The sequence below is a fragment of the Streptosporangium sp. DT93 genome, assembly GCF_049844535.1.
Lineage (GTDB): Bacteria > Actinomycetota > Actinomycetes > Streptosporangiales > Streptosporangiaceae > Streptosporangium.
This window is the reverse complement of record NZ_JBNCLF010000023.1, coordinates 45195-71473: the sequence shown is the minus strand read 5'-3', so window position 1 is coordinate 71473 and position 26279 is coordinate 45195. Positions and strand designations below refer to the sequence as shown.

Here is a 26279-nt window from a genome sequence, read left to right as displayed (position 1 = left end):
GGGCCTCTCCTGATGCAGCGCACCACGACCGCCGACCTCGTGGTGGTCGGCGCCGGCACCGCCGGGTTGCCGGCCGCGATCGAGGCCGCGGCGCACGGCCTGCGGGTCACGGTCGTCGAGAAGGGCGACCGGCCGGGCGGCACCCTGTGGCGGTCCTGGGCGCAGCTGTCGGCGGGCGGCACCGCCCTGCAGCGGGCCAGGGGCATCGATGACAGCCCCGACCTGCACTTCGACGACGTCATGCGGATCAGCAGGAACACCGCCGACCCGCACCTGGTCCGCCTCGCGGTGGACCACGCGCCCGCGACGATCGAATGGCTGATGGCCTCGGGCTTCGACATGCACCCCGACGCCCCGGCGGTGCTGCACTTCCACGAGCCCTACCTGCTGCCGCGCACCTACTGGGGACGCGACGGGGGCCGGTCGGTGCTGGAGGTGCTGCTGCCGGCGTTCGAGAGGGCGTGCGCGGGTTCGGTGACCATGGAGTACGGCGCCGAACTGGTCGCGTTCCGGGTGGCGGGACCCGGCAGGGTGGCAGGCGTGACGATCCGGGACCGTGATGGAGCGTTCCAGGACGTCGACGCGGAGAACGTGATCCTCACCAGCGGCGGCTACGCGGGCAACCCCGAGCTGTTCCCCCGGCTCACCTCGGGGGCACCGCTCGCCGGGCCGGCCTCGCCGGACGCCGCGGGCTCCGGCCTCATGGCCGCCGTCGCCGCCGGTGGCCGGGTGCGCGGCCAGGAACGCTTCCTCCCCACCTACGGCGGGGTGCTGCGGGAGGGCAGTACGTGGGAGACGGTGGGACTGGACGACTACCCGGCCCTCACCCCGCAGTCGCGGCCCCCGTGGGAGATCCACGTGAACACCCGCGGCGAGCGGTTCGTCGCCGAGGACGCCCCGAGCGTCGACGACCGCGAGAACGCCCTGCTGGCCCAGCCCGGCCTGAGGTTCTGGGTGGTGTACGACGCCGCGATCCGCCGGTCGGCCCCGGCGCTGTTCCCCACCTGGGACGACGCCGGTCTCGACCGGGCCTTCGAGGGCCACCCGTCGTTCGTCGCGGCGGGCGACCTGACGGAACTGGCGCGGGCCGCCGGGATGGACCCCGGACGCCTGAACGGCACCGTGGCGCTCTACAACGCGGCCGTCGCCTCGGGCGCCGACCCCCTCGGCCGGGTCCACCTGCCCGCGCCGATCGCCGAACCCCCGTACTACGCCGTCCTCAACCACGGCACCACGCTGAAGAGCCCCGCCGGCCTGGCCGTCGACGGCCGGTTGCGCGTCCTCGGGCCCGAGGGCCCGTTCGCGAACCTGTGGGCCGCCGGCGAGGTCATCGGCGGCAGCACCTTGTCCGGCAGGTCGTTCGTGAGCGGGATGAGCGTCACCCCCGCCCTCGGGTTCGGCCGGATGCTCGGACGCCGGGCGGCCGGCGTCACCACCGACCCAGGGAGTATGTGATGTGGAACAGGCCTGACGTCGACTTCATCCAGAGCCAGGACGTGCCGTGGCAGTCCGTCGCGGACGGGGCGTTCGGCGCGGCGCAGGGCGGGCGCAAGCGCCTGCTGAGCCGCGACGCCGCGACGGGCGCGGAGACCGCGATCCACCGGCTGACCGGCCGCCACCGCGGCGTGCTGCCGGCCGGGGTGGACCTGTTCGTGATCGCGGGGGAGGGGCTGCTCGACGGGGAGCCCCTGCGCACCGGCGACTACGTTCACGCCCGGCCGGGCAGCGCGATCGACCTGGTGGCCTCGGTACGCGGCCTGACCCTTTACGCCGGATTCTGGGGCGAGCCCGGTCTGGCCCCGGGCACCGGCTCGGGTGAACCGCTCCTGAGGATCACCACCGAACGGCAGGAGTGGGTGCCGGCCGGGTGGAGCGGTGAGGTGCGGCTGGAGGCCGGGGCGATGTCGAAGACGTTGCGCTCCGACGGCGACGTCCACGTCTACCTCGCCGCGATGCTGCCCGGCTGGAAGTCGCCCATGGCCGAGGCCCACCCGGTCTACGAGGAGTCGTTCAAGATCTACGGCGACGTGCTGATGGGGCCGCTCGGGGTGATCCGGGAAGGCGGCTACTTCTTCCGTTCCCCGGGCGTCTTCCACGGCCCGCTCTACTCGCGCGGCGGGACGATGTCGTTCATCCGCTCCGACGCGGCGCCGACCACCGAGTACCGCGCCCCCGGACCCGGCGACACCTGGGACGAGCTCTCGGAGCGTGCGTATGTCCGCTGACCCCACCCCCGGCGGCGGCGCGGCCATCTCGATCAAGGGCGTCGGCAAGGAGTACACCACCGACGCCGGGCCGGTCCGCGCCCTCACCCCGACCGACCTGGAGATCAAGCCCCGCGAGTTCGTCGTCCTGCTGGGCCCCTCGGGGTGCGGCAAGACGACGCTCCTGCGGATGCTCGGCGGGCTCATCATGCCCACCGAGGGCACCATCACCATCGGCGACCGGCTCCTGTACCCCGAGGGCGACGACCGCCCGTCGGGGGAGGCGCTCGGCTCGCTCGGCTTCGTCTTCCAGCAGTCGACGCTGATGCCGTGGCGCAAGGTCTGGAAGAACATCGCCCTTCCGCTGGAGGGCAAGGGCGTCGGCCGCAAGGAGCGCCGCCGGCGGGCCGAGGAACTCGCCGAGACGATGGGCCTGACGGACTTCCTGGAGCACCTCCCGCGGGCGCTCTCCGGCGGCATGCAGCAGCGGGTCGCCATCGCGCGGGCGCTGATCCACCGGCCGTCGATCCTGCTCATGGACGAACCCTTCGGCGCCCTCGACGCGATGACGCGCGACCGGATGAACTCCATGCTCCAGCAGCTGTGGATGGACACCGGCAAGACGACCGTGCTGGTCACCCACTCCATCTCCGAGGCGGTCTTCCTGGCCGACCGGGTGGTGCTGCTGTCGCAGCGGCCCGGACGCATCCAGGACGTCGTGGAGATCGACTTTCCCCGCCCGAGGTCGCTCGACATCGTCAAGTCGCCCCTGTTCGGGGAGATCGTCCAGCACCTGCGCTCCCAGCTCGGTGAGATCTGATGGCCGGCCCGGCGGACACCCCGGCCGGTGGCCCGGCGCGGGGGGCGACCCGCGCGCTGGCCCGCTTCGTGGCGGAGCTGACCTTCGAGGACCTGCCCGAACCGGTGGTCCTCAAGGCCCGCCACCTGCTGCTCGACTTCTTCGGGGCGGCGCTGGCGGGAGGCCGGATCCCGGAGGCGGCCACCGTCACCGAGCTGGTCCGCGCCCGGGGCGGCACCCCCGAGGCGACCGTGCTCGGCGCCGGTTTCGCCACCACCGCGGCGGACGCCGCCTACGCGAACGGGTGCGCGGCCGACGTCCTGGAACACCAGGACGGGTACCGCTTCGGCGGATTCCACCCCTCCCACGCCCTTCCGGCGCTGCTGGCGGTGGCCGAGTCCCGCGACGCCGATCTGCGCGCGCTGCTGACGGCGACGGTGGCGGCCTACGAGGTGGCCAACCGGATCGGCCGGGTCATGCACCCCGGCGCGACCGTCGCCGGATGGTTCCCGGTGGCCGCCGGGTACGGCGCCGCCGCCGGGTGCGCCAGGCTGCTGGGCCTCGACGAGGACGGGATCGTCTCGGCTGTCGGCGCCGCCGGGTTCTTCGTGCCCGCCGTCATGATCGAGGCGATCTTCGCCGGGTTCACCGTGAAGCCCGCGTTCGCCGGGCAGATCGCCCGCGCCGGGGTCGAGGGCGCCCTGCACGCCCAGGCAGGTCTCACCGGCTGGGACGAGGTCGTCGAACACCCCAGGGGACTGGTCGCCCTGTTCCGCGGCGACCGTGAGGACCCCCGCCTGACCGGCGGCCTGGGCCGGGAGTGGACGATCCTGGAGGTCCACCAGAAGCGTTTCGCCGGGTGCCGCCACACCCACGGCGCCGCCCAGGCGTGCGCCGAACTCGCCGCCGAGCACGACCTCGACGTGGCCGAGGTGACCGCCGTCGACGTCGAGACCTACGACGTCGCAAAAGTCCTGGTCGACCGCCCCGCGGGTGCCTCGGTGGTGCCGTGCACGCTGAGCCTGCCCTACGTGGCGGCCGTCGCCCTCGCCGACCGCGACGTCACCGCCGCCCAGTACGCCCCCGAGCGCACCGGCGATCCGCTCGTCCACCGGGTGGCCGCCTCGGTCCGCATCCGGGTCGCCCCCGACCTCGACGCGCGCTATCCGGAGTACACCGCGACCCGCGTCACCGTCACGACCCTCACGGGCGTGCACACCCGCCAGATCGACCTGCCCGCCGGCGACAGCCGCAACCCGCTGACCGGCGAGGAACTGCTCGGCAAGTACCGGGGCTCGGCCGTTCCCGTCGCCGGGGAGAAGGCCGCCGGCCGCGCCGCCGAACTGATCCTGACGGCGTCCGACACCCCCGTACGCGCCCTGATCGCGATCACGACAGGAGGACACCCGTGCTGAGCGCCGACAGCCCGCAACACGTCATCACCCCTCAGCCGCTCACGGCCGCCGACTTCGCCCCCTACGGGGAGGTGATGTCGCTGGAGGCCACCCCCCGGCTGCCGATCGACTTCTACTCCGGGAGGAACGCCGTGCACGGGCCGGTCCGGCTCGACTCCGACACCCCGCCGGAGTTCCTGGTGTTCCGCGTCGGCCTGCGGGGCGAGGACCTGCGCTACCTGGAACGCCACGTCGAGATGACCCAGACGATGATCCCGCTCGGCGGCCACCCCTACGTCGCCGTCGTCGCCCCGCCCGGCGTGCCGCTGGAGGACGGGTTCCCCCCGCTCGACCAGGTCAAGGCGTTCGTGGTGCCTGGTGACGTGTCGATCAACCTCTACCGGGGCACCTGGCACGAACCGCCGTTCCCCTCCGTCGACGGCCAGCTCTTCCTGATCACCAGCCACGAACGGCTGACCCGGGGCCTGCAGCGCCGCCTCGACGAGAACGGCGAGCTCGACGAGCTCGACGTCGAGAAACGCAACCCGTTCCACCGCACGGGCCAGCGGGTCAGGGTCCGGCTGCCGTGAGGGCCATCGGCGCCTCGGTCCGCAAGGCGGACGGAGAGGCCCTGCTGACCGGGCGCGGCCGGTTCGTCGACGACCACGTCCTGCCCGGCATGCTGCACGCCGTCGTCGTCCGCGGCGACGTCGCGCACGCGCGCATCACCGGCGTCGACACCTCCCTGGCCGAGCGCGCCCCCGGCGTCGAGCTGGTGCTCACCGGAGAGCGGGCGGCCCGCCACACCGCGCCGATCCCGCACTTCATCGACCCGGCCGCCCGGGGCGGACGCCGCGCCGAGGTGCGCTGCCTGGCCGTGGGGAAGGTGGTGCACGCCGGGCAGGCCGTCGCCGCCGTGGTCGCCCGTACCCGCCGCGAGGCCGAGGCCGCGGCCGCGCTGGTCGAGGTCGGCTACGAGCGCCTGCCCCACGTGCTCGACGCCGACGCCGCGCTGCTGCCCGGCGCGCCCCGGCTGTACGACGACTGGCCCGACAACGTCATCCTGCACAACCACTACGGCACCGGCGACGTCGGCGCCGCCCTCGAAACGGCCGACCTGGTCGTCACCGAGACGATCCGCATCGGCCGCAGCACCACCGCGCCCATCGAGCCGCGCGGCTACCTGGCCTCCTGGGACGCCTTCGACGAGTCGCTGACCCTGCACGGCTCCGTCCAGAACCCCCACCAGCTTCGCTGGATGCTCTCCCGCAGCCTCGGCCTCGACGAGACCCGGATCAGGGTCGTCACCGCCCGGGTCGGCGGCAGTTTCGGGCTGAAGATGCAGGGCCACCCGGAGGAGACCCTGGTCTGCCTGCTCAGCAGGCTCACCGGCGCGCCGGTGAAGTGGATCGAGGACCGCCGCGAGTGCTTCCTGGCCGGTGCCCGCGAGCAGGTGCACCGCGTCACCGTCGGGGCCACGCGCGACGGGCGCATCGTCGCCGTCAGGGACCGGATCGTCGCCAACGCGGGCGCGGTGACGGCCCAGCCCGGCTGGGCGATGCCCAACATGTCGGCCACCACGCTGGCCTCCGGCTACCTCGTGCCGAACGTCGAGGCCGAACTCCACGTGGTGGCGACCAACAAGCCGCCGCTGAACGCCGCCCGCGGCTTCGGCAAGGACGGCGCCCACTTCGTCATGGAACGCATCGTCGACCTGGTGGCCCGCGGTCTCGGCGCCGACCCGGCGCACGTGCGGCGGGTCAACCTCATCCCGCCGGACCGGTTCCCGTTCCGTACCGCGACCGGCCTGAACATCGACAGCGGCGACTTCCCCGGCCTGCTCGACAAGGTCCTCAAGGCCCTGGACTACGACGCCCTGCGGGAGCGCCGGAGCGAGCTGCGCGCCCAGGGCCGCTACCTGGGGATCGGGCTGGCCTTCGAGCTGACGCCCGAGTCGGCCGACGGGCCCGGCACCTTCGTCTCCGGGTTCGACGTGAGCACGGTCCGCATGAACATGAGCGGCGGCGTCACCGTGCTGACCGGGGTGACCAGTCCCGGCGGCGGCAACGACACCGCCATCGCGCAGATCGTCTGCGACGAGCTCGGCGTGCCGCTGAGCTGGATCCGGGTCGTCCAGGGCGACACCGACCGGTGCCCGAGCGGGTTCGGCAACTTCAGCGGGCGCGGCATGGTCGTCGGCGGAGGGTCGGCCGCACTGGCCGCCCGCGACGTACGGGCCAAACTCGCCGCGGTCGGCGCCCGCATGATGGGCGTCCACCGCGACGAGGTCGAGGTGACCGGCGGCGTGGTGCGGGTCACGGCCGAACCGGAGCGGTCGGTGCCGGTGCCCGACGTCGCCGCCGCCGTGACGACCCGCGCGTTCGCCGTGGCCTCCGAGGTCGAACCCGTCCTGGAGGCCACCCGCGCCTTCAAACCGGGCAACATCAACCACGTCCCGGACGAACGCGGACGCATCCAGCCCTACCCCACCTACTCCAGCTGCCTGCACGCCGCCGTCGTCGAGGTCGACCCCGACACCGGCCTGACCACACCGCTCGACTTCGTGATGGCCCACGACTGCGGCGTCGTCATCAACCCCGCCCTGGTCCGGGGGCAGGCACACGGCGCGATCGCGATGGGCCTGGGCGCGGCACTGACCGAGGAACTCGTCTACGACGAGGAGGGCCGGCTGCTCAGCGACCGCTTCAAGTCCTACCTGCTGCCCCGCGCCGGGGACCTGCCGGCGGTCCGCCTCGAACACCAGGTCACCCCGAGCCCCTTCACCATGTACGGCAACAAGGGCGCGGGCGAGGCCGGGGTCGGCGGCGCGCAGGCGGCGCTGGCCAACGCGATCGAGGACGCGCTGGCGCCCTTCGGCGTCACCGTCACGCAGGTGCCGCTGTCCGCGCCCGTCGTGCTCGACCTCATCGAACGGGCCCGCTCGAAATGATCACACGGAACTTCGCCTACCACGCCCCTGCCGACCTCGACGGGGTCGTGGCCGCGCTGGCCGCGCCGTCCGGGCACGACGTCGTGGTCGTGGGCGGCGGCACGATGGTCGTGCCCGACCTGACCCACGGCCGGATCTCGGCGGACGTCGTCGTCGACCTGTCGCGGGCCGGCCTGTCGGGGATCTCCCGGACCGGCGGGGACACCGGGGACACCGGGGACACCGGGGACACCGGGGACACCGGGGACGTGGTCGTGGGAGCGATGACCACCTACACCCAGCTCCTGCGCGGCGGCGAACCGGTGCCGGCGCTGCGGCGGGTCGCGGGCGGCATCACCGGCGGCCCGCAGATCCGCAACAGGGGCACCGTCGGCGGGTCGGCCTGCTACGCCAACCCCTCCTCCGAGATCCCGGCCGTGCTGGTGGCCCTCGGAGCGGGGCTGCGGCTGGTCTCGGCCGCCGGGGTCCGGGAGGTCGCGGCGGCCGACTTCTACACCGGAGCCTTCACCACCGCGCGAGCGCCCGGCGAGGTGCTGGCGGCGCTCGTGCTGCCCGGCCCGTCCGGGCAGGTCTTCGGCTACCACAAGCTCAAGCTCGCCGAGAGCAGCTGGCCCGTCGCCACGGCGGCCTGCGTGCGCCTGCCCGGCGGAGCGCTGCGGCTCGCCCTCGGCGGGGTCGCGGCCACGCCGCTGCTGGTGCACCTCGAGTCAGGCGATCCCGATCATGTGCGCGAGGCGGTCGGGCGGGTGCTCACCGACCCGTGGAGCGACGTGCTCGCGGGCGGCGACTACCGCCGCCGGGTCGCGCCCGTGGTCGCCCTGCGGGCCATCCAGGAAGGAGACGCGTCATGACCAGGGTCACACTGACCGTGAACGGCCGGGTGCGGGAGATCGACGTCGAGACCTCCACGCTGCTCGTCCACGCCGTCCGCGAGAACCTCCGGCTGACCGGCACCCATGTCGGCTGCCTCACCGGCGACTGCGGCGCCTGCACCGTGCGCGTCGACGGCGCCACCGTCAAGTCGTGCTCGGTGCTCGCGGTCGGCGCGCAGGGCGCCGACCTGGTCACGATCGAGGGCCTGGCGGGCGACGACGGGCTGCACCCGGTGCAGCAGGCGTTCTGGGACGAGTTCGGCTTCCAGTGCGGCTACTGCCTGCCCGGCATGCTGCTCACCGCCTGCGAGCTGCTGGAGAACGACCCCGATCCCGACGACGCCGCGATCGTCGAGGCCGTCAACGGCAACCTGTGCCGCTGCACCGGCTACGCCGCCGTCGTGCGCTCGATCCGCTGCGCCGCCGACCGGATGAGGGAGACCCCGTGACCGCCACCGACGCCCCCGACGCCCCCGACGCCCCCGACGCCCCCGGCGTCACCGACGCGGCCGTCGCGATCGTCGAGGACTTCCTGGGGGCGATCGGCCGGGGCGACCTGGAGTCGGCCGGGACCCACCTGGCCCCCGGCGCCGTGATGATCTTTCCCGGCGACCGCCGTCACGCCTCCCTGCGCGACCTGGCCGTCGCCTCGGCCGGCCGCTACCGGCACGTCGACAAACACCGCACCGAGTACGAGGCGTTCACCGAACCCGGCGGGGACGTCGTCGTCTGGTCGATGGGCACCCTGTTCGGCGAGAACAACCAGGGCGTGCGCTACGACGGCGTGCGCTACGTGGACCGGTTCCGGCTGCGCGCGGGCCGGATCGTCGAACAGCGGGTGTGGAACGACCTGGAGATCAGCGGCGTGCTCCGGGCCCGTACCGCCGGCGAGCTCGACCCCCGGTGGCGCCCGGCCGCGACGACGGCGGCGGCGACGGCGGCGACGGTGGTGCGCCGCTCCGCGACCGCGACCGCGGCCGTCACGGTCACCGTGCGGGAGCGCCGGGATGGCTGAGCGCTACCCGCACGTGTTCGCGCCCCTGCGCCTGGGGGGCCTGACCCTGCGCAACCGCGTCTTCGTGTCGGCCCACACCACCAACTTCGGCGTGGATTTCCTGCCGACCGCCCGCCACGTCGCCTACCACCGGGAACGCGCCCGGGGCGGGGCCGGGCTGATCGTCACCGAGCCGTTGCGCGTGCACGACACGAGCCTGGGCCGCGCGGGCGGGCTGGGCGCCTCCCGGGCCGCCCTGCCGGGCCTGGCCGACATCGTCACCGCCGTACGCGACGAGGGCGCCGCGGTCTTCACCCAGATCACCCACACCGGGCGCCACAGCGACAACGTCTTCCGGCGGACCGCGTCGTGGGGACCCAGCGCCGTGCCCTGGCACACCACCGGGCCGGTCCCGCACGTGATGACCGCCGCCGACAGGAGCGAGGTGCGCCGGGCCTACGTCGCGGCGGCACTGCTGGCGGTGGAGGCCGGATTCCAGGGGATCGAGGTGCACTTCGGCCACGGGCACCTGCTGCACCAGTTCATCTCCCCGGCCGCCAACACGCGGACCGACGCCTACGGCGGCACCGAGGAGAACCGGTTGCGCTTCCCGCTGGAGGTGCTCGACGACGTGCTGGAGGCGGTCGGGTCGTCGGTGCCGGTGGGGGTCCGGATGAGCGCCGACGAACTGCTGCCCGGCGGACAGGACCTCGCCGCCGGGCGGCGCATCGCCGAACTCCTGTCCCGGACCCGGCCGATCGCGTTCCTCGACGTGTCGATCGCCTCCTACACGGTGCCCTCCATCGGCCACCACGTCGCCGACATGAGCGAGGGCCGCGCCCCCTACCTGCCCGAGGCGCTCGCGATCGCCGAGGTCGCCGGCGACGTGCCGGTACTGGCGGCCTGCCGGTTCGTCACCGTCGGCGACGCCGAACGGGCCCTGGCCGGCGGCCGGATCGCGGCCGTCGCGATGACCCGCGCCCACATCGCCGACCCCCACCTGCTCGCCAAGACGGCCCGGGGCCGCGAGGACGAGGTACGGCCCTGCGTGTCGTGCAACTTCTGCATCGGCGAGATCGCCGGGCACCGCGCCATCACCTGCATGATGAATCCCGCCGTGGGACGCGAGGCCGAATGGCCGCCCGTCCCGCCCCCCGCGACCCCGGCCAGGACGGTGCTCGTCGTCGGCGGCGGCCCCGCGGGAATGGAGACCGCCAGGGTCGCCGCCGAACGCGGCCACCGGGTGAGCCTGTGGGAACGGGACGACGACCTCGGCGGCCAGGTACGGACCGGGCGGCGGGGGAGCGGACGGCACGAACTCGACCTGTTGCGCCTCTACGAGGAGCACGCGCTGGAAAGGCTCGGGGTCACCGTCAGGACCGGTACGGAGGTGAGCGCCCCGGAGGTGCTCGCGGCCGGCCCCGACGTCGTGGTGATCGCCACCGGGTCGGCCCGCCGCCGCCCCCTGGACGCCTTCGAACGCCGCTCCTGGCGGGGGAGGACCGTCGTCGTGGTCGACCGGGAGGGCGCCTGGACCTGCGCGTCCGTCGCCGAGACCATCGCCGCGTCCGGCGGGACGGTGCACGTGGTCACCCCGGCGACGTCCCCGCTGTGGGGGGTCACCGAGTACAGCCGGATGACCGCGCTCGAACGGCTGCGAGCCCTCGGCGTCGACATCTGGACCGGCGCCGTCGCCGAGTTCGGCGACGGGCGGGCCGTGGTGCGCTCGTCCCTCGTCTCGGCCGAGACCGTGATCCACGGGGTCACCGACGTGATCGAACTCGACCCTCCCGACGCGCTCGACACCCTGGCCGCCGACCTGGCGGGCAGCGGCCCGGCCGTGCACGTCATCGGCGACGCGCTGGCGCCCCGATCCCTGCTCGAAGCCATGTACGAGGGCCACGCCCTCGCCCGTGCCCTGTGAAGCCCCGCCCGTGAACCCCTGCCCCGTGAACCCCCGCCCTGGGAAAACGACACACGAACGAAGGAGACGCCGCCATGGCGCGCAAACTGGTGATGCTCACCTACAACATCCGGCCCGGATCCGACCTGACCGAGTACGCCGACTTCACCCGCTCGGTGGACTACCCCGCGTTCCGCCAGAACCCCGGCATCCAGGACTACGCGAACTTCGTGGTCAGGGAGAACGTCCGGGGCGAGGAGTGGTTCCGGCACTTCGACCTCATGTTCGTCGACGACCTCGACGCCTTCCACGCCGAGGGGAAGCTGCACTTCGGCGACCCGGTCATCCTCGAGCACGCCGCCCGCTGGCGGGCCAGGTGGGGACAGGACGAGTCCACCGGCTGGCGTACGGACGTGAACATCACCTACGCGGACGAAATCTGAGGGTGAGCGGCCTGCCGGCATCGCGCCGGGCGGTCGCCCTGGCCGTGCTGCTCGGCATGACCTACATGTACCCCGCCTACCTGGTGGGCACGCTGGGCGTGGCGATCCGGAACGACCTCGGCCTCGACAGCGCGGGGCTCGGCCTGACCGTCAGCGTCTTCTACGCCGTCGGCGCGGTCGCCATGTCCCCGGGTGGCCGGATCGCCGATCGGATCGGCTCGCGCCGCGCCCTGCGGTTGTCGGCCGTCCTGACCGGTGCCTGCCTGGCCGGGGTGGCGGTGTTCGGCGGGTCGTGGCCCGGCCTGATGGTCTCGCTGGCCGTGGGCGGGATCGGCTCCGCCATCGGCGCCCCCATCGGCACCGTGCTGATCGTCGACAACGTGCGGGCGGCGCGGCGGCCGATGGCGTTCGGGTTCGAACGGTCGTCGATCCCGGCCTCGACGCTGGTCGCCGGGCTGGCGCTGCCGTTGCTGACCGCGGTCATGCACTGGCGGCTGGTCTTCCTGGTGGGCGGCGTCGCGGTCACCGCGCTGCTGCTGGTGCGGGTGCCCGGCCCGGTGGCCGCGGCCCCGGTGGAACGTTCCGCACGGACGCAGCGGACGCAACGGGTGCCACGGGTGCCACGGGTGCCGCTGACGCCGTTGGCGCCGCTGCTGCTGATCACCGGCGCGTTCCTGCTCGGCTCGGCCGCCGCCACCGCGCTGAGCACGTTCTTCGTGGACTACGGCGTCACGCTCGGCCTGTCCCCGTCCACCGCGGGCCTGGCCCTGGCCGTCAGCAGCGCGGTCGTCATCGCCGTGCGGCTGACCCTGGGCCGGACCCGGTACGGCCGCCTCACGGTCGCCGTGATGATGGCGTGCGGCGCGGCCGGGTTCCTGCTGTTCGTCCCCGGTGAGCGGGGACTGTTCCTGGTCGGCACGCTGGTGGCCTGCGGCGCGGGCTGGGGCTGGACCGGCCTGGTCGCCCTCACCGTGGCCGAGACCTACGCCGCCATGCCGGGCGCCGCGACCGGCGTCGTGCAGTCGGGCGGCGCGGCCGGGGGCATCCTCGGGCCGCTGCTCGTGGGGGCGGCGGCGCACTACCACTCATACGCCGCCGGCTGGTTGCTGGCGGCGGCGTTCTGCGGGCTGGCCGCACTGCTCGTGCTGGTCAACCGGGCCGTATGGAAGGCGACCTGATGAACTTCACCACCCTCGAACGGCCGCCGGCGTCGTGCGACGTGCTGATCGTCGGCAGCGGCGCGGCCGGGCTGACCGCGGCCTGCCGGGCCGCCGACGCCGGCCACCGCGTCCTCGTCGTCGAACGAGCCGCCGTGCTCGGCGGCACCACCGCCGTGTCGGGAGGCGTGATCTGGGCGCCCGGCAACCACCTCGCCGACGCCGACGCCGACGCCGAAGCCGACGCCGACGTAACCGACGACGCCGGCGACGACGCGACCGACGCCGGGCAGGGCGGCAGCGCGCTGCGCCACCTCGTCGCGGTCACCCGGGGGAGCGTGCCACGGGCCCGCATCGAGTGGTTCCTGCGCACCGTCGAGGAGGCCGTGCGCTACCTGTGCGACGAGACCCACGTGGATCTGTTCGCCCTGGAACGCCCCGACTACCGGGCCGACCTGCCCGGTGCCCGGCGCGGGGGGCGGGCCCTGGACAACCGGCCGTTCGACGTCGCCGCGTACCCGGGACTGGAGGGTCTGCTCCGGCCGCCCACCTATCTGCCCTGGCTCACCATGGCGGAACGGGAGCAGGACGGCGGAGCCGACCTGGCCGCGATCGACCGCGACCGCCGCGAACGGGGGACGCGCACGATGGGCGGGGCGCTGGCCGGGGCGCTGGCCGTCTCGGCCCGCGCCCGTGGCGTGGACTTCCTGCTGGGCGCCCGCGCCGTCGGCCTGGAGCGGTCGGGCCACTCGTGGGACCTGACCCTCGAACACCTCGGCCGCGTCACCGCGCGCCGGGCGGTCGTGCTGGCCAGCGGCGGCTTCGAATGGGACCCGGCGCTGCAGCGGGCGTTCCTGCCCTCCCGGCTGACCCCGATCGGGGCCCCGGGCAACGAGGGGGACGGCCTGCTCATGGCGCTGCGTTCCGGGGCGGCGGTGACGGACCTGACCGCGTCGTGGGGGGTGCCGGTCTTCTGTGACCCCGAGGTCCGCTACGAGGGGCTGCCCACCGGGCGGCTCGCCGCCGGGGAACTGACCCGGCCCGGCTCGATCATGGTCGACGGCTCGGGCCGCCGGTTCGCCGACGAGGCGGGCAACTACCACGACCTGACGAAGGTGTTCCGCGAGACCGACCCCGCCACCGGAGCGCCCCGGCACGTGCCCGCCTGGTTCGTGTACGACGCCGGCCACCGCGCCCGGTACCCGGTCGCGGGGACCCCTCCCGGCGGCACCCCCTCCTGGGCGATCACCCGCCCGACGCCGCGTGAACTGGCCCGTGCCTGCGACATCGACGCGGAGGCCCTGGCCGAGACGATCGCGGAGTTCAACGCCGGCGCCGTCGCGGGCGCCGACCGGCGGTTCGGGCGCGCTCCGGCGTCCCTGGCGCCGCTGGCCGAGGGGCCGTTCACCGCGATCCCGGTCGTCGCCGGAACCCTGGGCACCTGCGGCGGTGTGGTCACCGACGACCACGGACGGGTCCTCACCCGTGACGGCACCCCCGTGGAGGGCCTGTTCGCCGCCGGCAACGTCGCCGCGACCGTCCTCGGCGACCACTACCCGGGCGGTGGCACCTCCCTGGCCGTCGCCGTGGCCCGCGCGTACGCCATCGGGGCGGCGCTCGGAGAAGGAGCGCGACATTGACCGCGCACACCCCCTGACATACTCTCTGAGCGGACCGGCGTTCGCTATAGCGGAACAAGGAGTGATCGTGGAAGACGGGCCTCTGACGGGTCTGCGGGTGATCGACGCGTCGACCATCCTCGCCGGACCACTGTGCTGCCAGATCCTCGGAGACCAAGGCGCCGAGGTCGTGAAGGTCGAGCACCCCTCCGCCGGGGACGGCATGCGCGGGCACGGCCCCTCCAAGGAGGGCGTCCCGCTCTGGTGGAAGGAGATCTCGCGCAACAAGCGCACGATCGGGCTGAGCCTTTCCGTTCCGGAGGGCGCACGGCTGTTCCTCGAACTGGCCAGGACGGCCGACGTCGTCGTGGAGAACTTCCGGCCGGGCACCCTCGAACGCTGGGGCGTCGGCCCGCAGGCGCTCCACGAGGTCAACCCCGCCCTGGTGATCGTCCGGATCACCGGCTTCGGGCAGGAGGGGCCCTACGCCGCCCGCCCCGGGTTCGGCACCCTCGCCGAGGCGATGAGCGGCTTCGCCCACCTCACGGGCGAGGCCGGCGGCCCGCCGACCCTCCCGGCCTTCGGGCTGGCCGACAGTATCTGCGGCATCGCGGCCAGCTCGGCGACCATGATGGCGCTCTGGGCCCGGGAGCGGACCGGCCGGGGCCAGGTCGTCGACATCAACCTCCTCGAACCGATCATGACCGCGGTCGGCCCCCAGGCCACCGTCTACGACCAGCTCGGCGTCGTCGGCCACCGCCAGGGCAACCGGTCGGGCAACAACTCCCCGCGCAACACCTACCGCTGCAAGGACGGCCGCTGGGTCGCGGTCTCCACCAGCGCCCAGAGCATCGCCGAACGGGTGATGACGCTGGTCGGCCACCCCGAGGTGATCGCCGAACCGTGGTTCGCGTCCGGGCGGCAGCGGGCGGCCCACGCCGACCTGCTCGACGCCCACCTCGGCGGCTGGATCGCTGGACGCACCCGCGAGGAGGTGATGGCCGAGTTCGAACGGGCCGGCGCCGCCGTCGCACCCGTGTACGACGCCCGCGACCTCACCGAGGACCCCCACGTGACCGGCACCGGCATGCTCACCCGCGTCCCCGACGACGAACTGGGCTCGGTGCTGATGCACAACGTGATGTGGCGGATGCCCGGCGCCCCCGGGCGGATCCGCTTCACCGGCCGGCGCCCGGGCGCCGACACCGACGCGATCCTGCGGGAGCTCGGCCTCGACGCCGACACGGCCGCGGACCTGCGTGAACGCAAGGTGATCGCATGACAGGCGCCGGGACCACCGGCGTGAGGACCGGAAACGGAAGGCGAGGCGACGTGAGCGGCGCCGCTACCACAGACCCGCTGCTGCAGGCGGTCCGCGACGGGGTCGGCATCTACGACCTGGGCCGTCCGCTGACCATCGGCATGCCGCAGTCACCGAACCACCCCCCCTTCTGGCACGCGCTGCCCCGCCGCCACGGCGACATGGTCCGTGCCGACGGCGGCTCCGCCGCCAACGACATGATCACCATGGGCACCCACGTCGGCACCCACATCGACGCCTTCGCCCACGTCTCCCAGGACGGCCGCCTCATCGACGGCTCCGACGCCCGGGCGGCCGGCGTCGGCGGCCGGTTCGCCGAGCTCGGGGCGCACACGATCGCCCCCATGGTGCGGCGCGGCGTGCTGCTCGACGTGCCCGCCGCCCTCGGCGTCCCCGCGGGCTGCGAGCCCGGTTTCGAGATCACCCCCGGCCACCTGGAGATGACGGCCGCCACACAGGGCACCCCCGTGACCGCCGGGGACGTGGTGCTGGTCCGCAGCGGCTGGGGCCGCCTCTTCGGCGACCCCGACCGCGACGTCTACGTCGGCCGCGACTCGGGCGTGCCGGGAGTCGGTGAGGCCGGCGCGACCTGGCTGGCCGACCGGGGAGTCCACGCGGCGGGCGCCGACACGATCGCCTTCGAGTGCCTGGGACCCGGCAGCGGCCACAGCGCGCTGCCGGCCCACCGGGTGCTGCTGGTCGAGCGCGGCGTCTACATCATCGAGACGCTCGACCTGGAGGGACTGGCCGCCGCCGGAGTGCACGAGTTCACGTTCGTGCTGGCCCCGCTGCCCATCTTCGGCGCCACCGGCTCTCCGGTCCGCCCCCTGGCGGTGGTGGGCCGTGGATGAGCCGATCCTCGCGGCCGAGCTGGGCCGGTTCGCCGCCGCCACCCTGTCCGGGCCGCCCCCCGCCGACGTGGTCGCCAGCGTGCGGCAGCGGGTGCTCGACGTGCTCGGACTGTGCGTGGCCGCCTACCGGCTGCCGACCAGCGAGGCCGCCTGCGGCTACGTCGCCGACCAGGGCGGACGGCCCGAGGCGTACGCCGTCGGGATCGCCCAGGCGCTGCCCGCCGCGCAGGCCGCGTTCGCGAACGGCGTGCTGGCGCACTCGCTCGACTACGACGACACCCACCTTCCCTCGGTGCTGCACCCGAGCGCCACGGTGATCCCGGCCGCGCTGGCCGCCGCCCAGGCCTCGGGGGCCTCGGGGGCCGACACGGTCGCGGCGATCGCGGCCGGGCTGGAGATCACCGTCCGGCTCGGCATGGCCGGCTACGACACGAAGCTCGGCAACTCGGTCTTCTTCGAACACGGCCAGCACGCCACCTCCATCTGCGGCACGATGGGCGGCGCCGCCGCGGCGGCCCTGCTCATGGGCCTGGGCGAGGACGGCGTGCGCAACGCGCTGGGCGTCGCCGCCTCGTTCGCCTCGGGCATCATCGAGGCCAACCGCACCGGCGGCACCGTCAAACGGCTCCACTGCGGCTGGGCCGCCCATTCGGCCGTCACCGCCGCGTCGCTGGTCGGGCGGGGCTTCACCGGCCCGCCGACCGTGCTGGAGGGCCGTTTCGGTTTCTTCGAGGCGTTCATCCGCGACGACAAGACCGACCTGTCGCAGGTGCTCGACGGGCTCGGTGACCGGTGGGCGGTACCGGGCATCTTCTTCAAGCCCTATCCGGCCAACCACTTCACCCACACCGCCATCGACGCCGGGCTGGCGCTGCGCGCGCGTGGCCTGCCGCTCGACCGGATCGAGCGCATCGAACTCCGGGTGCCCCACGCGGTGATCCGCACGATCGGCCAGCCGATCGACGGCAAGCGCGCCCCGGAGACCGGCTACCAGGCCCAGTTCAGCGGCCCCTACGCGCTGGTCGCGGGGCTCGTCGGCGGCTCCGGCCTCGGCGTCGGCCTGGACGACTTCACCGACGACCTCGCCAGGGACCCGGGGCGAAGGGCCCTGATGGCGAAGGTCGACGTCGTCGCCGACGAACGCTGCGACGCGATCTACCCCCACCAGTTCCCCGCCGTGGTCCGGGTGCGCACCGACGACGGCCGCGAGTGGACCGAGGAGGTGCTGGCCAACCGGGGCGGCCCGGCCCGGCCGCTCACCGACGCCGAGCTGTCGCGCAAGTTCCGTGAGAACGTCTCCGGCCGCCTGGCCGACGAGACCGCGCGGACCGTCCGCGACCAGGTACTCGCGCTCGACCGGCTCCCCGGCGTCGCCGGCGTGCTGCGCCCGCTCACCCACCTCGAAGGAGTCCCCCGTGACCTCGTTTGATCTGATCATCAAGAACGTCCGGGTCGTCCACCACGACCGGGCCGAGCCAGCGGACGCCGACATCGCGGTGCTCGACGGGCGGATCGCCCGCGTCGCGGCCGGCATCGACCCGGCCCAGGGCCGCACGGTGGTCGACGGCGGCGGGCGGCTGGCGTTCCCCGGCGTCGTGGACGCCCACCAGCACTGGGGCATCTACAACCCGCTCGCCACCGACACCGAGACCGAGAGCCGCGCCTGCGCGCAGGGCGGCGTGACCTCCGCCCTGACGTACATGCGCACCGGGCAGTACTACCTCAACAAGGGCGGCGAGTACGCCGAGGTCTTCCCCGAGGTGCTCGCCGCCTCCCACGGCAGGGCCTACGTCGACTACGCCTTCCACCTGGCCCCGATGACGCGCCGTCACATCGAGGAGATCCCGTCGCTGATCGGCGACCACGGCGTCACCTCGTTCAAGGTGTTCATGTTCTACGGCAGCCACGGCCTGCACGGCCGCTCGGCCGACCAGAACTCCTTCCTGATGATCCCGCCGGACGAGCGCTACGACGTCGCCCACTTCGAGTTCGTCATGCGCGGCGTCCAGGACGCCCGGCGGCGGTTCCCCGACCGTGCCGAGGAGATCTCCCTGTCACTGCACTGCGAGACGGCCGAGATCATGACGGCGTACACGAAGATGGTCGAGGAGGAGGGCACGCTCACCGGGCTGGCCGCCTACAGCGCCTCCCGCCCGCCCCACTCCGAGGGCCTGGCCGTCAGCGTCGCCTCCTACCTCGCCCACGAGACCGGCCTGCCGACGATCAACCTGCTGCACCTGTCGTCGGCCAAGGCCATGGACGCCGCCCTGCGCATGGCCGAGGCGTTCCCGCACATCGACTTCCGCCGTGAGGTCACCGTCGGCCACCTGCTGGCCGACATCACCACCGCGAGCGGCATCGGCGGCAAGGTCAACCCGCCGCTGCGCCCCCGCGAGGACGTCGAGGCCCTGTGGGGCCACGTGCTCGACGGCAAGGTCGACTGGGTCGTCAGCGACCACGCCTGCTGCCGCGACGAGCAGAAGTTCGGCGACCCCCGCGAGGACGTCTTCGTCGCCAGGTCGGGCTTCGGCGGCGCCGAGTACCTGCTGCCCGGCCTGGTCACCGAGGGCTCCAGGCGCGGCCTCGGTTACGGCGAGATCGCCCGCCTGCTGTCGTGGAACCCCGCCCGGCGGTTCGGCCTGCGCACCAAGGGCGCCATCGCCGAGGGGCTGGACGCCGACCTCTGCCTGGTCGACCCCGACGCCGACTGGACGGTGCGCGCGGCCGACTCGGAGTCGGCGCAGGAGTACACGCCCTTCGAGGGCTTCGCGCTCACCGCCCGGGTCACCGACACGTTCCTGCGCGGCCACCGGGTGCTCGACGACGGCAAGGTCACCGGCGACCCGCGGGGCCGCTACCTGGCCCGGCCGACCGGCGCATGACCCCGCGCAGCTACCTCTACGTCCCCGCGGACCAGCAGGACAAGCTCGCCAAGGCCGCCGGGTGCGGGGCCGACGCGCTGATCCTCGACCTGGAGGACGCGGTCGCGCCCGGCGCGAAGGCCGCCGCCCGCGCGAACGCCGCCGCCGCGCTCTCGGCACTGACCGGCGAGGTCTGGGTGCGCGTCAACGCCGGCACCCCGGAGGCGGACGTCACGGCGGTGGCCGTGCCCGGACTGACGGGGATCGTGGTCCCGAAGGCCGAACCCGCTCTTCTGGAGATCGCCGACGCCCTGCTCACCGGGGCCGAGGCGGCGCACGGTCTCGCACCGGGCACGTTCGCGCTGCTCGCGCTGATCGAGTCGGCCGCCGGGGTCGTCCAGGCCGAACGGATCGCCGCCTCGCCCCGGGTGATCCGGCTCGGCGTGGGGGAGGCCGACCTGGCCGGTGAACTGGGGCTGCGCCCCGGCCCGGGGCGGGAGGAACTCTGGCCGATCCGGTCCCGGATCGTCGTCGCGTCGGCGGCGGCGGCCATCCTGCCGCCGGTCGGCCCGGTCGAGACCGCCGTCCGCGACACGGAGACGCTGGCGGCGGGCACCCGGGTCCTGCTCCGGCAGGGGTTCCGGGCCCGCACCGCCTTGTCGCCCCGCCAGCTCCCGCTGATCAACGAGGTCTTCACCCCGTCGCCCGGGGAGGTGGAGGAGGCCCGCGACCTCGTCCGCCGCCTGGCCGGGGCGGGCGGCGTCGCGCTGGACGCCCGGGGCCGGTTCATCGACGCGGCGGTCGCCCGGAGCGCGCACGAGGTGATCGGACGTGCCGGGAGGGTCGCCCACCCGTGAGCGGCCGGGGCGTCGGCCGCGCGGTCAGTCCGCACCCCAGATCGGCCGGCCGGGATCGGCGGGAGGAAGTGCCGACAGGACGTCGTCCACGGTGTTCCAGTCGGTCACCTCGACGTTGCCGGTCATGAGGCGCAGTCGTCCGGCGATCTCGTGGTGCGCGTCGAGGAACACCGTGAGGCCCGAGATGATCTGACCGGTGACCGCCTCGTAGCCGCTCGCGCCGCCCTGGCCCTTGAAGAACGTCACGCCCTCCGCGGTGCCGCCCCAGAAGTCGCCGATGGCGTTCAGTTCCTCGGTGGCCTCGGTGACGAACGCGGCCAGGTCGTTCCCTTCGAGGGTGAACGCGCCCGCCGCCGAGCGGATCTGTGGTTTGTCGAACTCCACGTCGTCCTCAGCCTCCCGCCGGCTTGTGAGCCATGGTGAAGTACAGAAGCGCGCGGCCCAGGGTCTGCTCCCAGGTGGGGACGAGGTCCTGGCCCGACTGCCCGTTCATGGCCTCGTAGGAGGGGCCGTACCCGATCGACCCGCCGGCCATGCGGTTCAGGAAGTTCTGGACGTCCGCGTTCGCGGTCACCTTCCTGGCCAGGGGCGCGGCCGCGTCGAACACCCCGTAGAAGGCGACCGAGGCGGTGAACTCCTTCAGCGCCTGCGTGGTGTTCTCCTGAAACGAGCCGGGTGACTCACCGCGTGCCGCCTTGACGCCCGCCACGGCCGCCACGTCGCCCACGGAGAAGAAGACGCTGCCGATCGTGTACTCCGTCAGCTTGCTCAGCACGATCTTGGCCATGTTGTGTTCCAGCAGCTTCGCCAGCAGCCGGGCCTGCGCCCGCCGGATGAGGATCTGCGTGATCTGGTACGCCGCCCCGGCCTGCCAGGGGAAGGTGGTGATGAAGACGAAACTGGCGAGGTTCGCCAGGGCCAGCGTCCAGTACGCGTCCCGGGCCGCCTCGACCGTCTCGGCGAAGGCCGTGCAGGCCGCGCTGTTGTCGCGGCACCGTTTCGCGAGCTTGGCGGCGTACCCGTCCTCCTCGGCCGGCGGGTACAGCTCGGCGGTGACCGCCGCCTTGAACTCCTCCACCCCGCCCCCGCTGTTCCTGCGCCACACCGACTCCGCGGCCGGGTAGGTGTGGCCGGGGCTCTTCTCGACGCGGTCGGCCAGGCGGGCCCAGACGGCGGCGGCCCGGCGCGCCTTGTCCGGGTCGCCCTCGGGGTGGTCGACGGCCAGCATCTCGAACACGAAGGCGGCGATGCCGAGGGTGCCGAACCCGTAGATGCTCGCGCGACCGGGACTGATCTTCAATGCCGCCGGGCCCTGTCGTTACGGTCGCCGTCCGGCAGTGTGCCGGCGACGAACGGATCTGCCGGTGATGTCATCCTGCCTCCTGGGTCACCCACATGATCTTCGCAATATACACAAAAAAAGTAGGAAATAAGGGTTGTTCTCAACTCGCAGGAGGGCCTTGGCCCGCTTTCCCGCCGAGCTGGACGGCTATACGGACATTTCATTCCACCGCCACGCCGCGCTCGTCCGCCTTGCGCCGGGCCTCGGCCAGCATGTCCGGCGAGGAGTCCAGGCCGACGCACGGGTGCCCGTCGGAGGCGATGGGGATCAGTTTGTGCCCGGTGCCGCATCCGAGTTCCAGTACGTGCCCGCCTTGCCGACCGGCTTCGGCCCGGTAGAAGCCGGCCGCGGGTTCGCTGCCCGGGAACATGAGGTCGTACAGCCTCGCGTGCGCGTAGAACGCTTCACTCATGAGACGTCTCTTTCTTCCGGCTCGTCCGGTGGTGGAGTGCTCGTTGCCCGGCGGCGTCGCGTGCGGGTGTGAGGGGTGGGAGTCACCACGCTGCGCGAGCAGGGCCGCGTGGTCCCCGACGAGTTGCTGTCGTTCGTTGCCCCCGGCCACCGGGAGAACGTCGAAGCTGTGGGTGCCGGAGCGGTTCGGTCAGCGGGTGGCGTAGGCGCGCATGAAGGCGCGGGCTCCGTCGGTCATGATCTGGCGGATGCGGTCGGGGTCGGCGGAAGCGGGGTCGGGCTGGTCGTTGTAGGCCAGCAGGACGGTCAGCGCGGCGAGGTGGTGGGTGGCGGTGCGCACGTCGTCGGTGTCGAGGAGGCCGGCTTTCGTGAAGTGGGTGAGGCGTTCGGCGAGGGCCTGCTCGGCCGGCGCGGTGACGACGTCGTCCTGGCTGCTCGGCTCTCGCCAGCGCCGCTGGGCGACGAGCGCGAACGCGGCGGCGTAGTCGGCGGACCCGACGAGTGTCCTGCCGAGCTCCACGACCAGTGCGGTGATCGCCTCCTGGAGTGCGGCGACGGTGGTGATGGTGCCGTCGTGAGGGAGGTGCCGCTCCAGAGCCTGCTCGATCGAGGCGTTCAGGGCGTCGGAGGTGTCGGACAGGATGGCCAGGAACAGGCGGTTCTTGTCGCCGTAGTAGTCGTAGACGGTGCGCTTGGAGACTCCGGCGTGGGCGGCCACGGCGTCCATGCTCACCGCGTCCACTCCCCGGTGCGCGAACAGCTCGCGCGCGGCGGCGATGATCGCCGCCCTTTTCTCCCGGGATCCTTCGCGTACCTGCTTGTTCGTGCTCGCCGCGTCTGCCACACCCGGAGCCTACACCGGCCGGTGTAGAGCTACACTGCACGGTGTAGTGTTCGGAACGTGCCTGAATCCCCGGCGGCCGCACCGGCCGTGCCGGTCACCGATCGCCGGCCGACCCTCGGCCGAGATCACCGCACCCGCAACGATCCCCGCCCCAGGCGCGCAACCGCTTCCCACCGCAAAGGACGACACCCATGCCGCAGGCACCCACGCTCATCGGCAGACTCGCCGAATCCCTCATGGGCCGCCGCGCTCACGTCCTCGACCTGAGCGAGCCCGCCCCGGGGTTCGTCCACGTGGAGCTGCGCGCCGAGGCGCCACCCGGTGGCTGGCGACCGGGCCACGAGATCCAGATCCGCGCCACCCCCACCCAAGGCCGCCGCTACACCGTGCGCACCGTGAACGACCACGACCCCGAGCACATCACCATCCTGGCCGCCCCCCACACAGACGGCCCCGGCGCGCACTGGATCCGCCTGCTGCACGCCGGCACCGAGTTCACGCTGCTGACCGGACGGCACCGCCCCCTGCGCGAACCCGGAACCCGGCGCCTCTACCTCGGCGACGGCTGCACCCTCGCCACCATCGACGCCCACGCCGCCGGCCACCACACCACCGTCATCGAGGTCCCCCCCGACGCCCAGCGGCCGCTCGCCGACCGCTGGCCCCACCACCACTTCGTCCCCGCCCAGCAAGCACCCGGCGACGCCCTCCAGGCCTGGCTCGAACACGCCACCGCGAACGACACCCTCACCGGCATCGACGGCGCGGTCCTCCTCGGCCACGCCCAGTCCATCCAACGCCAACGCCACGCCCTCCTCGACAGCGGGCTCCTGAGCCGCCGCGCCATCACCACCAAGCCGTACTGGGCCACCGGCAAGCACGGACTGTGAGCAAGCCGACCACCACACCACCACAGCGGCGGCCTGTACTCCCGATGACCGGCAGCACGAGACCAGGTGTTCGCTGACAGGACGCTCCACCGGATGCTCTGCGAGACTGAGGACGGCCGAGCGAGCGGCCGTCCCGGTGCACGAGCGGCCGTCACGGCTGGGAGATGAGCTGGATGCGGATGCTGCCGTCGTAGGGGACCACGATCGTCTGGTCGCGGCCGAGTTTCCACGCCGGGTTGACCAGGAAGAGCCGGCCTCCGGAGGCCAGGAGCAGCCGGAAGCCGCGGTAGCGGTGCGCGAAGCCCGGGTCCTTGCCGGTGGTGGTGAGCGGGATGTGGGTGATGCCGGGGGGAACGTCGCGCAACGGCTCCTTCACGTCGAGGACGACCTCGGCACGCCGGGGCAGTTCGTGCGCGTCCTGCTCACCCCTGCCGATGCCGTAGGCCCACGCGATCGTGGTCAAGGCCCACAGCAGACCGGCGGCGGCCAGGCCCAGCACGCTCACCACGCCGTACCTGGCCAGGCGTGGTGACATGAGCGGCCGGTCGCGGTTCCTGCCGTGGACGTACAGGCCGTACGCCACGGTGGCCGGGCCGGACGCCAGTGCCAGCGGCGTGGTGCCGATGACCACGCTGGTGCTGGGGTCCTCGAGGAATATGCCGATCATCGCGCGGCCGGTCAGGAGGACGCCGACGAGCGCGATCCCGGCGGCCAGGAAGGTGTTGGTCACGTCACCGGGGTGGCGGGCGAGCCGGGCGGACACGGCGGCGTGGACGCCGATGACCGGCAGCGCGCCGAGGCAGAGCAGCGCGGCCGGCACGTGCACGACCTCAAGGCCGTAGAGGAGCAGGTTCTGGTTGGACAGGCCCGTCAGCTCCAGGGAGACGCCGAAGTAGTCGAAGCGGCCACGGGTCGCCAGGTAGCCGAAGTAGACCAGCAGGGCGGTGACCAGCGTGGTGGGGCCCACGGCCTCGGCGAGCTGCCGGATCCGGGCCGGGAGCGTCTCCTGGGCGCCGGGCGTTCCGCTGTCGGACGGCTCCCGGGCGTCGGGGCCGTCCCGGCCGTCGGATGTCCCGGGGACGGGCGCGCGCGTGTGCGTGACGGGCGTCGGCGCCTGGACGGTGGCCGAGTCGTCGCGTGCCGCCGGTGCCGGTGCCGACGGTGCTGGTGCGGGTGGTTCACCCGCACCCGGCCGGCCGGACGTCGGGGGCGGCGGCCGGATCTCGCTCGTCACCGCCCCTCCTCGGTCGGCGCCGGGTCACCGCCGGTCGTGCCGTCGTCCCGGGTGCCCGTGTCCTCCTCCCCGGCCGGAGTGTCCGTGACCTCAGGGGAGGGGGCGGTGTCGTCCGGCGACGCTTCGGGGGACGCCTCGGGAGAGGTGCTCGAACCGCCCTCGCCGTCCGGGGGCGAGGTGGAGGAGTCGCCGATGAAGAACTCGAACCGTGGGACGTTGGTGTCGGTCGTGCCGGTCACCTCCACCGGTGCCTCCGCCGTCGGTGTCAGGCCGCGCCAGTCGCGGACCTCGTCGCAGGGGGCGTCCTCGACGTCGACGCACATGTACCGGAAGCGGACCACCGCCTGGATGACGTACGGGCTGTCGGAGGCGTCGCCCGTGATGATCGCTCCCGCGAGGCACTGGTAGCCGGTCTTGAGCCGGACCCCCTGGCACAGGGGATCGCCGGTGGGCTCGCAGTGTTCGGGGGCCGAGCGGGCGGTGGCGCGGCCGGGGCCCGACACCACGGTGAAGGAGACGGACTCGATCGTTCCGGGGGTGGAGGTCTTGTTGATGATCGTGACGCATCCGGGGCCCCCGGAGGAGCCGTCGAGGCGCACACCGTTCCAGGTGATGCTGCGGCGGTCGTTGCGCGACGCCTGTGGCGTGGACCCGTCGCCGGGCCGCCGTCCGTCGCCCGCACCCGTGCCGGTCGGGCCGCCGGTCGGGTGTCCGGACGCGTCCGTCGCGTCGCCGGGCGTGCTCGCCGCGTCACCGGGGGCGCCGGTGCCGCCCGTGGTGGTGTCGTCGGTGACGCCGTCGGTGGCGCTCGTGCCGCTGCCGACGGGGTCCCCGCCGTCGTTCGTGGCGACGCCGACCAGCCAGGCGATGCCGAGGATCGCCACGAGGCCGAGGATGCCGGTCATTACCAGGACGCGTGGTGGTAATGGCGCCATGGGTCCCCCTGGGGAACGTCGCCGATTCCTTTCCGAGTCCCAGAGTCGGCTCCTCCGGCGGGGAACGCAAGAGTGCCCACATGGTCAATGCGGTATGGCGGTAACGATCGGATATTACGACAAGCGAAATAACGGGAAATATCGTATTTTCTGTGCTTTATCGTGGGTGTCGTGGAGGCGGTACCGACGGGCTGTTCCCCGCCCCTCGCCCGCCGGTCCTCCGGGACGGCGTCGCAGGCCCCGGTCCGCGCCGGCCCGGGTGGTGACCGCGGCGGACGGCGGGACCCGCTCCGTGCCCGGCCCCGCCCCGCGCGTTCATCCGGTCCGGACGGAACGTGAATTCTCTCATGAGGAAAACGCCCGGAACGACCGTAACAGGTGAACGGCCGCGAACAACC

At 73.4% G+C, this 26279-nt stretch carries 25 protein-coding genes; 19 read left to right on the top strand and 6 right to left on the bottom strand.

Annotated elements, in window-relative coordinates:
- Positions 1-12 precede the first annotated feature (12 nt).
- From ACLQ2R_RS34145 to ACLQ2R_RS34060, 18 genes are all read left to right on the top strand, one after another.
- Positions 13-1455 (top strand): FAD-dependent oxidoreductase, encoded by a 1443-nt coding sequence (locus ACLQ2R_RS34145; RefSeq protein WP_425965544.1) that lies wholly within the window; start codon positions 13-15, stop codon positions 1453-1455.
- On the top strand, positions 1455-2225 hold the full coding sequence (locus ACLQ2R_RS34140; RefSeq protein ID WP_425965543.1) for a hypothetical protein: 771 nt from the start codon (positions 1455-1457) through the stop codon (positions 2223-2225). Before ACLQ2R_RS34145 ends, ACLQ2R_RS34140 begins: the two co-directional genes overlap by 1 nt.
- Positions 2215-3024, top strand: a complete 810-nt coding sequence (locus ACLQ2R_RS34135) for an ABC transporter ATP-binding protein (RefSeq protein ID WP_425965542.1) — start codon at positions 2215-2217, stop codon at positions 3022-3024. Before ACLQ2R_RS34140 ends, ACLQ2R_RS34135 begins: the two co-directional genes overlap by 11 nt.
- On the top strand, positions 3024-4418 hold the full coding sequence (locus tag ACLQ2R_RS34130; protein ID WP_425965541.1) for an MmgE/PrpD family protein: 1395 nt from the start codon (positions 3024-3026) through the stop codon (positions 4416-4418). Before ACLQ2R_RS34135 ends, ACLQ2R_RS34130 begins: the two co-directional genes overlap by 1 nt.
- Positions 4412-4987 carry an ureidoglycolate lyase gene (locus tag ACLQ2R_RS34125; RefSeq protein WP_425965540.1) on the top strand — a complete coding sequence of 192 codons (576 nt, stop codon included), beginning with the start codon at positions 4412-4414 and terminating at the stop codon, positions 4985-4987. The genes ACLQ2R_RS34130 and ACLQ2R_RS34125 overlap by 7 nt, the downstream gene beginning before the upstream one ends.
- The gene (locus tag ACLQ2R_RS34120) at positions 4984-7347 is read left to right on the top strand and encodes a xanthine dehydrogenase family protein molybdopterin-binding subunit (RefSeq protein WP_425965539.1); all 2364 of its coding nucleotides are present in this window, start codon (positions 4984-4986) and stop codon (positions 7345-7347) included. The genes ACLQ2R_RS34125 and ACLQ2R_RS34120 overlap by 4 nt, the downstream gene beginning before the upstream one ends.
- Entirely contained in the window at positions 7344-8198 is an 855-nt protein-coding gene (locus ACLQ2R_RS34115) for an FAD binding domain-containing protein (protein WP_425965538.1), read from the top strand. Before ACLQ2R_RS34120 ends, ACLQ2R_RS34115 begins: the two co-directional genes overlap by 4 nt.
- The gene (locus ACLQ2R_RS34110; RefSeq protein ID WP_425965537.1) at positions 8195-8668 is read left to right on the top strand and encodes a (2Fe-2S)-binding protein; all 474 of its coding nucleotides are present in this window, start codon (positions 8195-8197) and stop codon (positions 8666-8668) included. The genes ACLQ2R_RS34115 and ACLQ2R_RS34110 overlap by 4 nt, the downstream gene beginning before the upstream one ends.
- The gene (locus ACLQ2R_RS34105) at positions 8665-9234 is read left to right on the top strand and encodes a nuclear transport factor 2 family protein (protein ID WP_425965536.1); all 570 of its coding nucleotides are present in this window, start codon (positions 8665-8667) and stop codon (positions 9232-9234) included. The genes ACLQ2R_RS34110 and ACLQ2R_RS34105 overlap by 4 nt, the downstream gene beginning before the upstream one ends.
- Complete coding sequence (locus ACLQ2R_RS34100) at positions 9227-11137, top strand: NAD(P)-binding protein (protein ID WP_425965535.1); 1911 nt, start codon at positions 9227-9229, stop codon at positions 11135-11137. Before ACLQ2R_RS34105 ends, ACLQ2R_RS34100 begins: the two co-directional genes overlap by 8 nt.
- A gap of 74 nt (positions 11138-11211) precedes the next feature.
- On the top strand, positions 11212-11559 hold the full coding sequence (locus ACLQ2R_RS34095) for a hypothetical protein (RefSeq protein ID WP_425965534.1): 348 nt from the start codon (positions 11212-11214) through the stop codon (positions 11557-11559).
- A gap of 2 nt (positions 11560-11561) precedes the next feature.
- Entirely contained in the window at positions 11562-12737 is a 1176-nt protein-coding gene (locus tag ACLQ2R_RS34090; RefSeq protein WP_425965533.1) for a CynX/NimT family MFS transporter, read from the top strand.
- The gene (locus ACLQ2R_RS34085; protein ID WP_425965532.1) at positions 12737-14356 is read left to right on the top strand and encodes an FAD-dependent oxidoreductase; all 1620 of its coding nucleotides are present in this window, start codon (positions 12737-12739) and stop codon (positions 14354-14356) included. The genes ACLQ2R_RS34090 and ACLQ2R_RS34085 overlap by 1 nt, the downstream gene beginning before the upstream one ends.
- Positions 14357-14423: 67 nt before the next feature.
- On the top strand, positions 14424-15617 hold the full coding sequence (locus tag ACLQ2R_RS34080; RefSeq protein ID WP_425965531.1) for a CaiB/BaiF CoA transferase family protein: 1194 nt from the start codon (positions 14424-14426) through the stop codon (positions 15615-15617).
- 50 nt (positions 15618-15667) lie between these two features.
- Entirely contained in the window at positions 15668-16507 is an 840-nt protein-coding gene (locus tag ACLQ2R_RS34075; RefSeq protein ID WP_425965530.1) for a cyclase family protein, read from the top strand.
- Entirely contained in the window at positions 16500-17936 is a 1437-nt protein-coding gene (locus ACLQ2R_RS34070; protein WP_425965529.1) for an MmgE/PrpD family protein, read from the top strand. Before ACLQ2R_RS34075 ends, ACLQ2R_RS34070 begins: the two co-directional genes overlap by 8 nt.
- Positions 17923-19389 (top strand): dihydroorotase, encoded by a 1467-nt coding sequence (locus tag ACLQ2R_RS34065; protein WP_425965528.1) that lies wholly within the window; start codon positions 17923-17925, stop codon positions 19387-19389. The genes ACLQ2R_RS34070 and ACLQ2R_RS34065 overlap by 14 nt, the downstream gene beginning before the upstream one ends.
- Entirely contained in the window at positions 19386-20225 is an 840-nt protein-coding gene (locus ACLQ2R_RS34060) for an HpcH/HpaI aldolase/citrate lyase family protein (protein WP_425965527.1), read from the top strand. Before ACLQ2R_RS34065 ends, ACLQ2R_RS34060 begins: the two co-directional genes overlap by 4 nt.
- Positions 20226-20249: 24 nt before the next feature.
- On the opposite strand, the gene ACLQ2R_RS34055 is transcribed toward ACLQ2R_RS34060, so the two are convergent.
- The 4 genes from ACLQ2R_RS34055 to ACLQ2R_RS34040 form a co-directional block, all read right to left on the bottom strand.
- A complete protein-coding gene (locus tag ACLQ2R_RS34055) occupies positions 20250-20609 on the bottom strand; it encodes a hypothetical protein (protein WP_425965526.1) in 360 nt (119 codons plus the stop codon).
- Between the two features lie 7 nt (positions 20610-20616).
- Entirely contained in the window at positions 20617-21525 is a 909-nt protein-coding gene (locus ACLQ2R_RS34050) for a hypothetical protein (protein ID WP_425965525.1), read from the bottom strand.
- A 202-nt stretch (positions 21526-21727) separates the two neighbouring features.
- Positions 21728-21979 carry a class I SAM-dependent methyltransferase gene (locus ACLQ2R_RS34045; RefSeq protein WP_425965524.1) on the bottom strand — a complete coding sequence of 84 codons (252 nt, stop codon included), beginning with the start codon at positions 21977-21979 and terminating at the stop codon, positions 21728-21730.
- Positions 21980-22168: 189 nt separating this feature from the next.
- Complete coding sequence (locus ACLQ2R_RS34040) at positions 22169-22822, bottom strand: TetR/AcrR family transcriptional regulator (RefSeq protein WP_425965523.1); 654 nt, start codon at positions 22820-22822, stop codon at positions 22169-22171.
- A 191-nt stretch (positions 22823-23013) separates the two neighbouring features.
- On the opposite strand from ACLQ2R_RS34040, the gene ACLQ2R_RS34035 reads away from it, so the two are divergent.
- On the top strand, positions 23014-23712 hold the full coding sequence (locus ACLQ2R_RS34035) for a hypothetical protein (protein ID WP_425965522.1): 699 nt from the start codon (positions 23014-23016) through the stop codon (positions 23710-23712).
- Positions 23713-23863: 151 nt separating this feature from the next.
- Here the strand turns inward: ACLQ2R_RS34035 and ACLQ2R_RS34030 are convergent, their stop codons facing one another.
- Together ACLQ2R_RS34030 and ACLQ2R_RS34025 are read right to left on the bottom strand one after the other, a co-directional pair.
- Positions 23864-24946: a hypothetical protein gene (locus ACLQ2R_RS34030; RefSeq protein ID WP_425965521.1), complete on the bottom strand. Its 1083-nt coding sequence runs from the start codon at positions 24944-24946 to the stop codon at positions 23864-23866.
- Positions 24943-25851, bottom strand: a complete 909-nt coding sequence (locus ACLQ2R_RS34025) for a hypothetical protein (RefSeq protein ID WP_425965520.1) — start codon at positions 25849-25851, stop codon at positions 24943-24945. Before ACLQ2R_RS34025 ends, ACLQ2R_RS34030 begins: the two co-directional genes overlap by 4 nt.
- Positions 25852-26279: the final 428 nt, after the last annotated feature.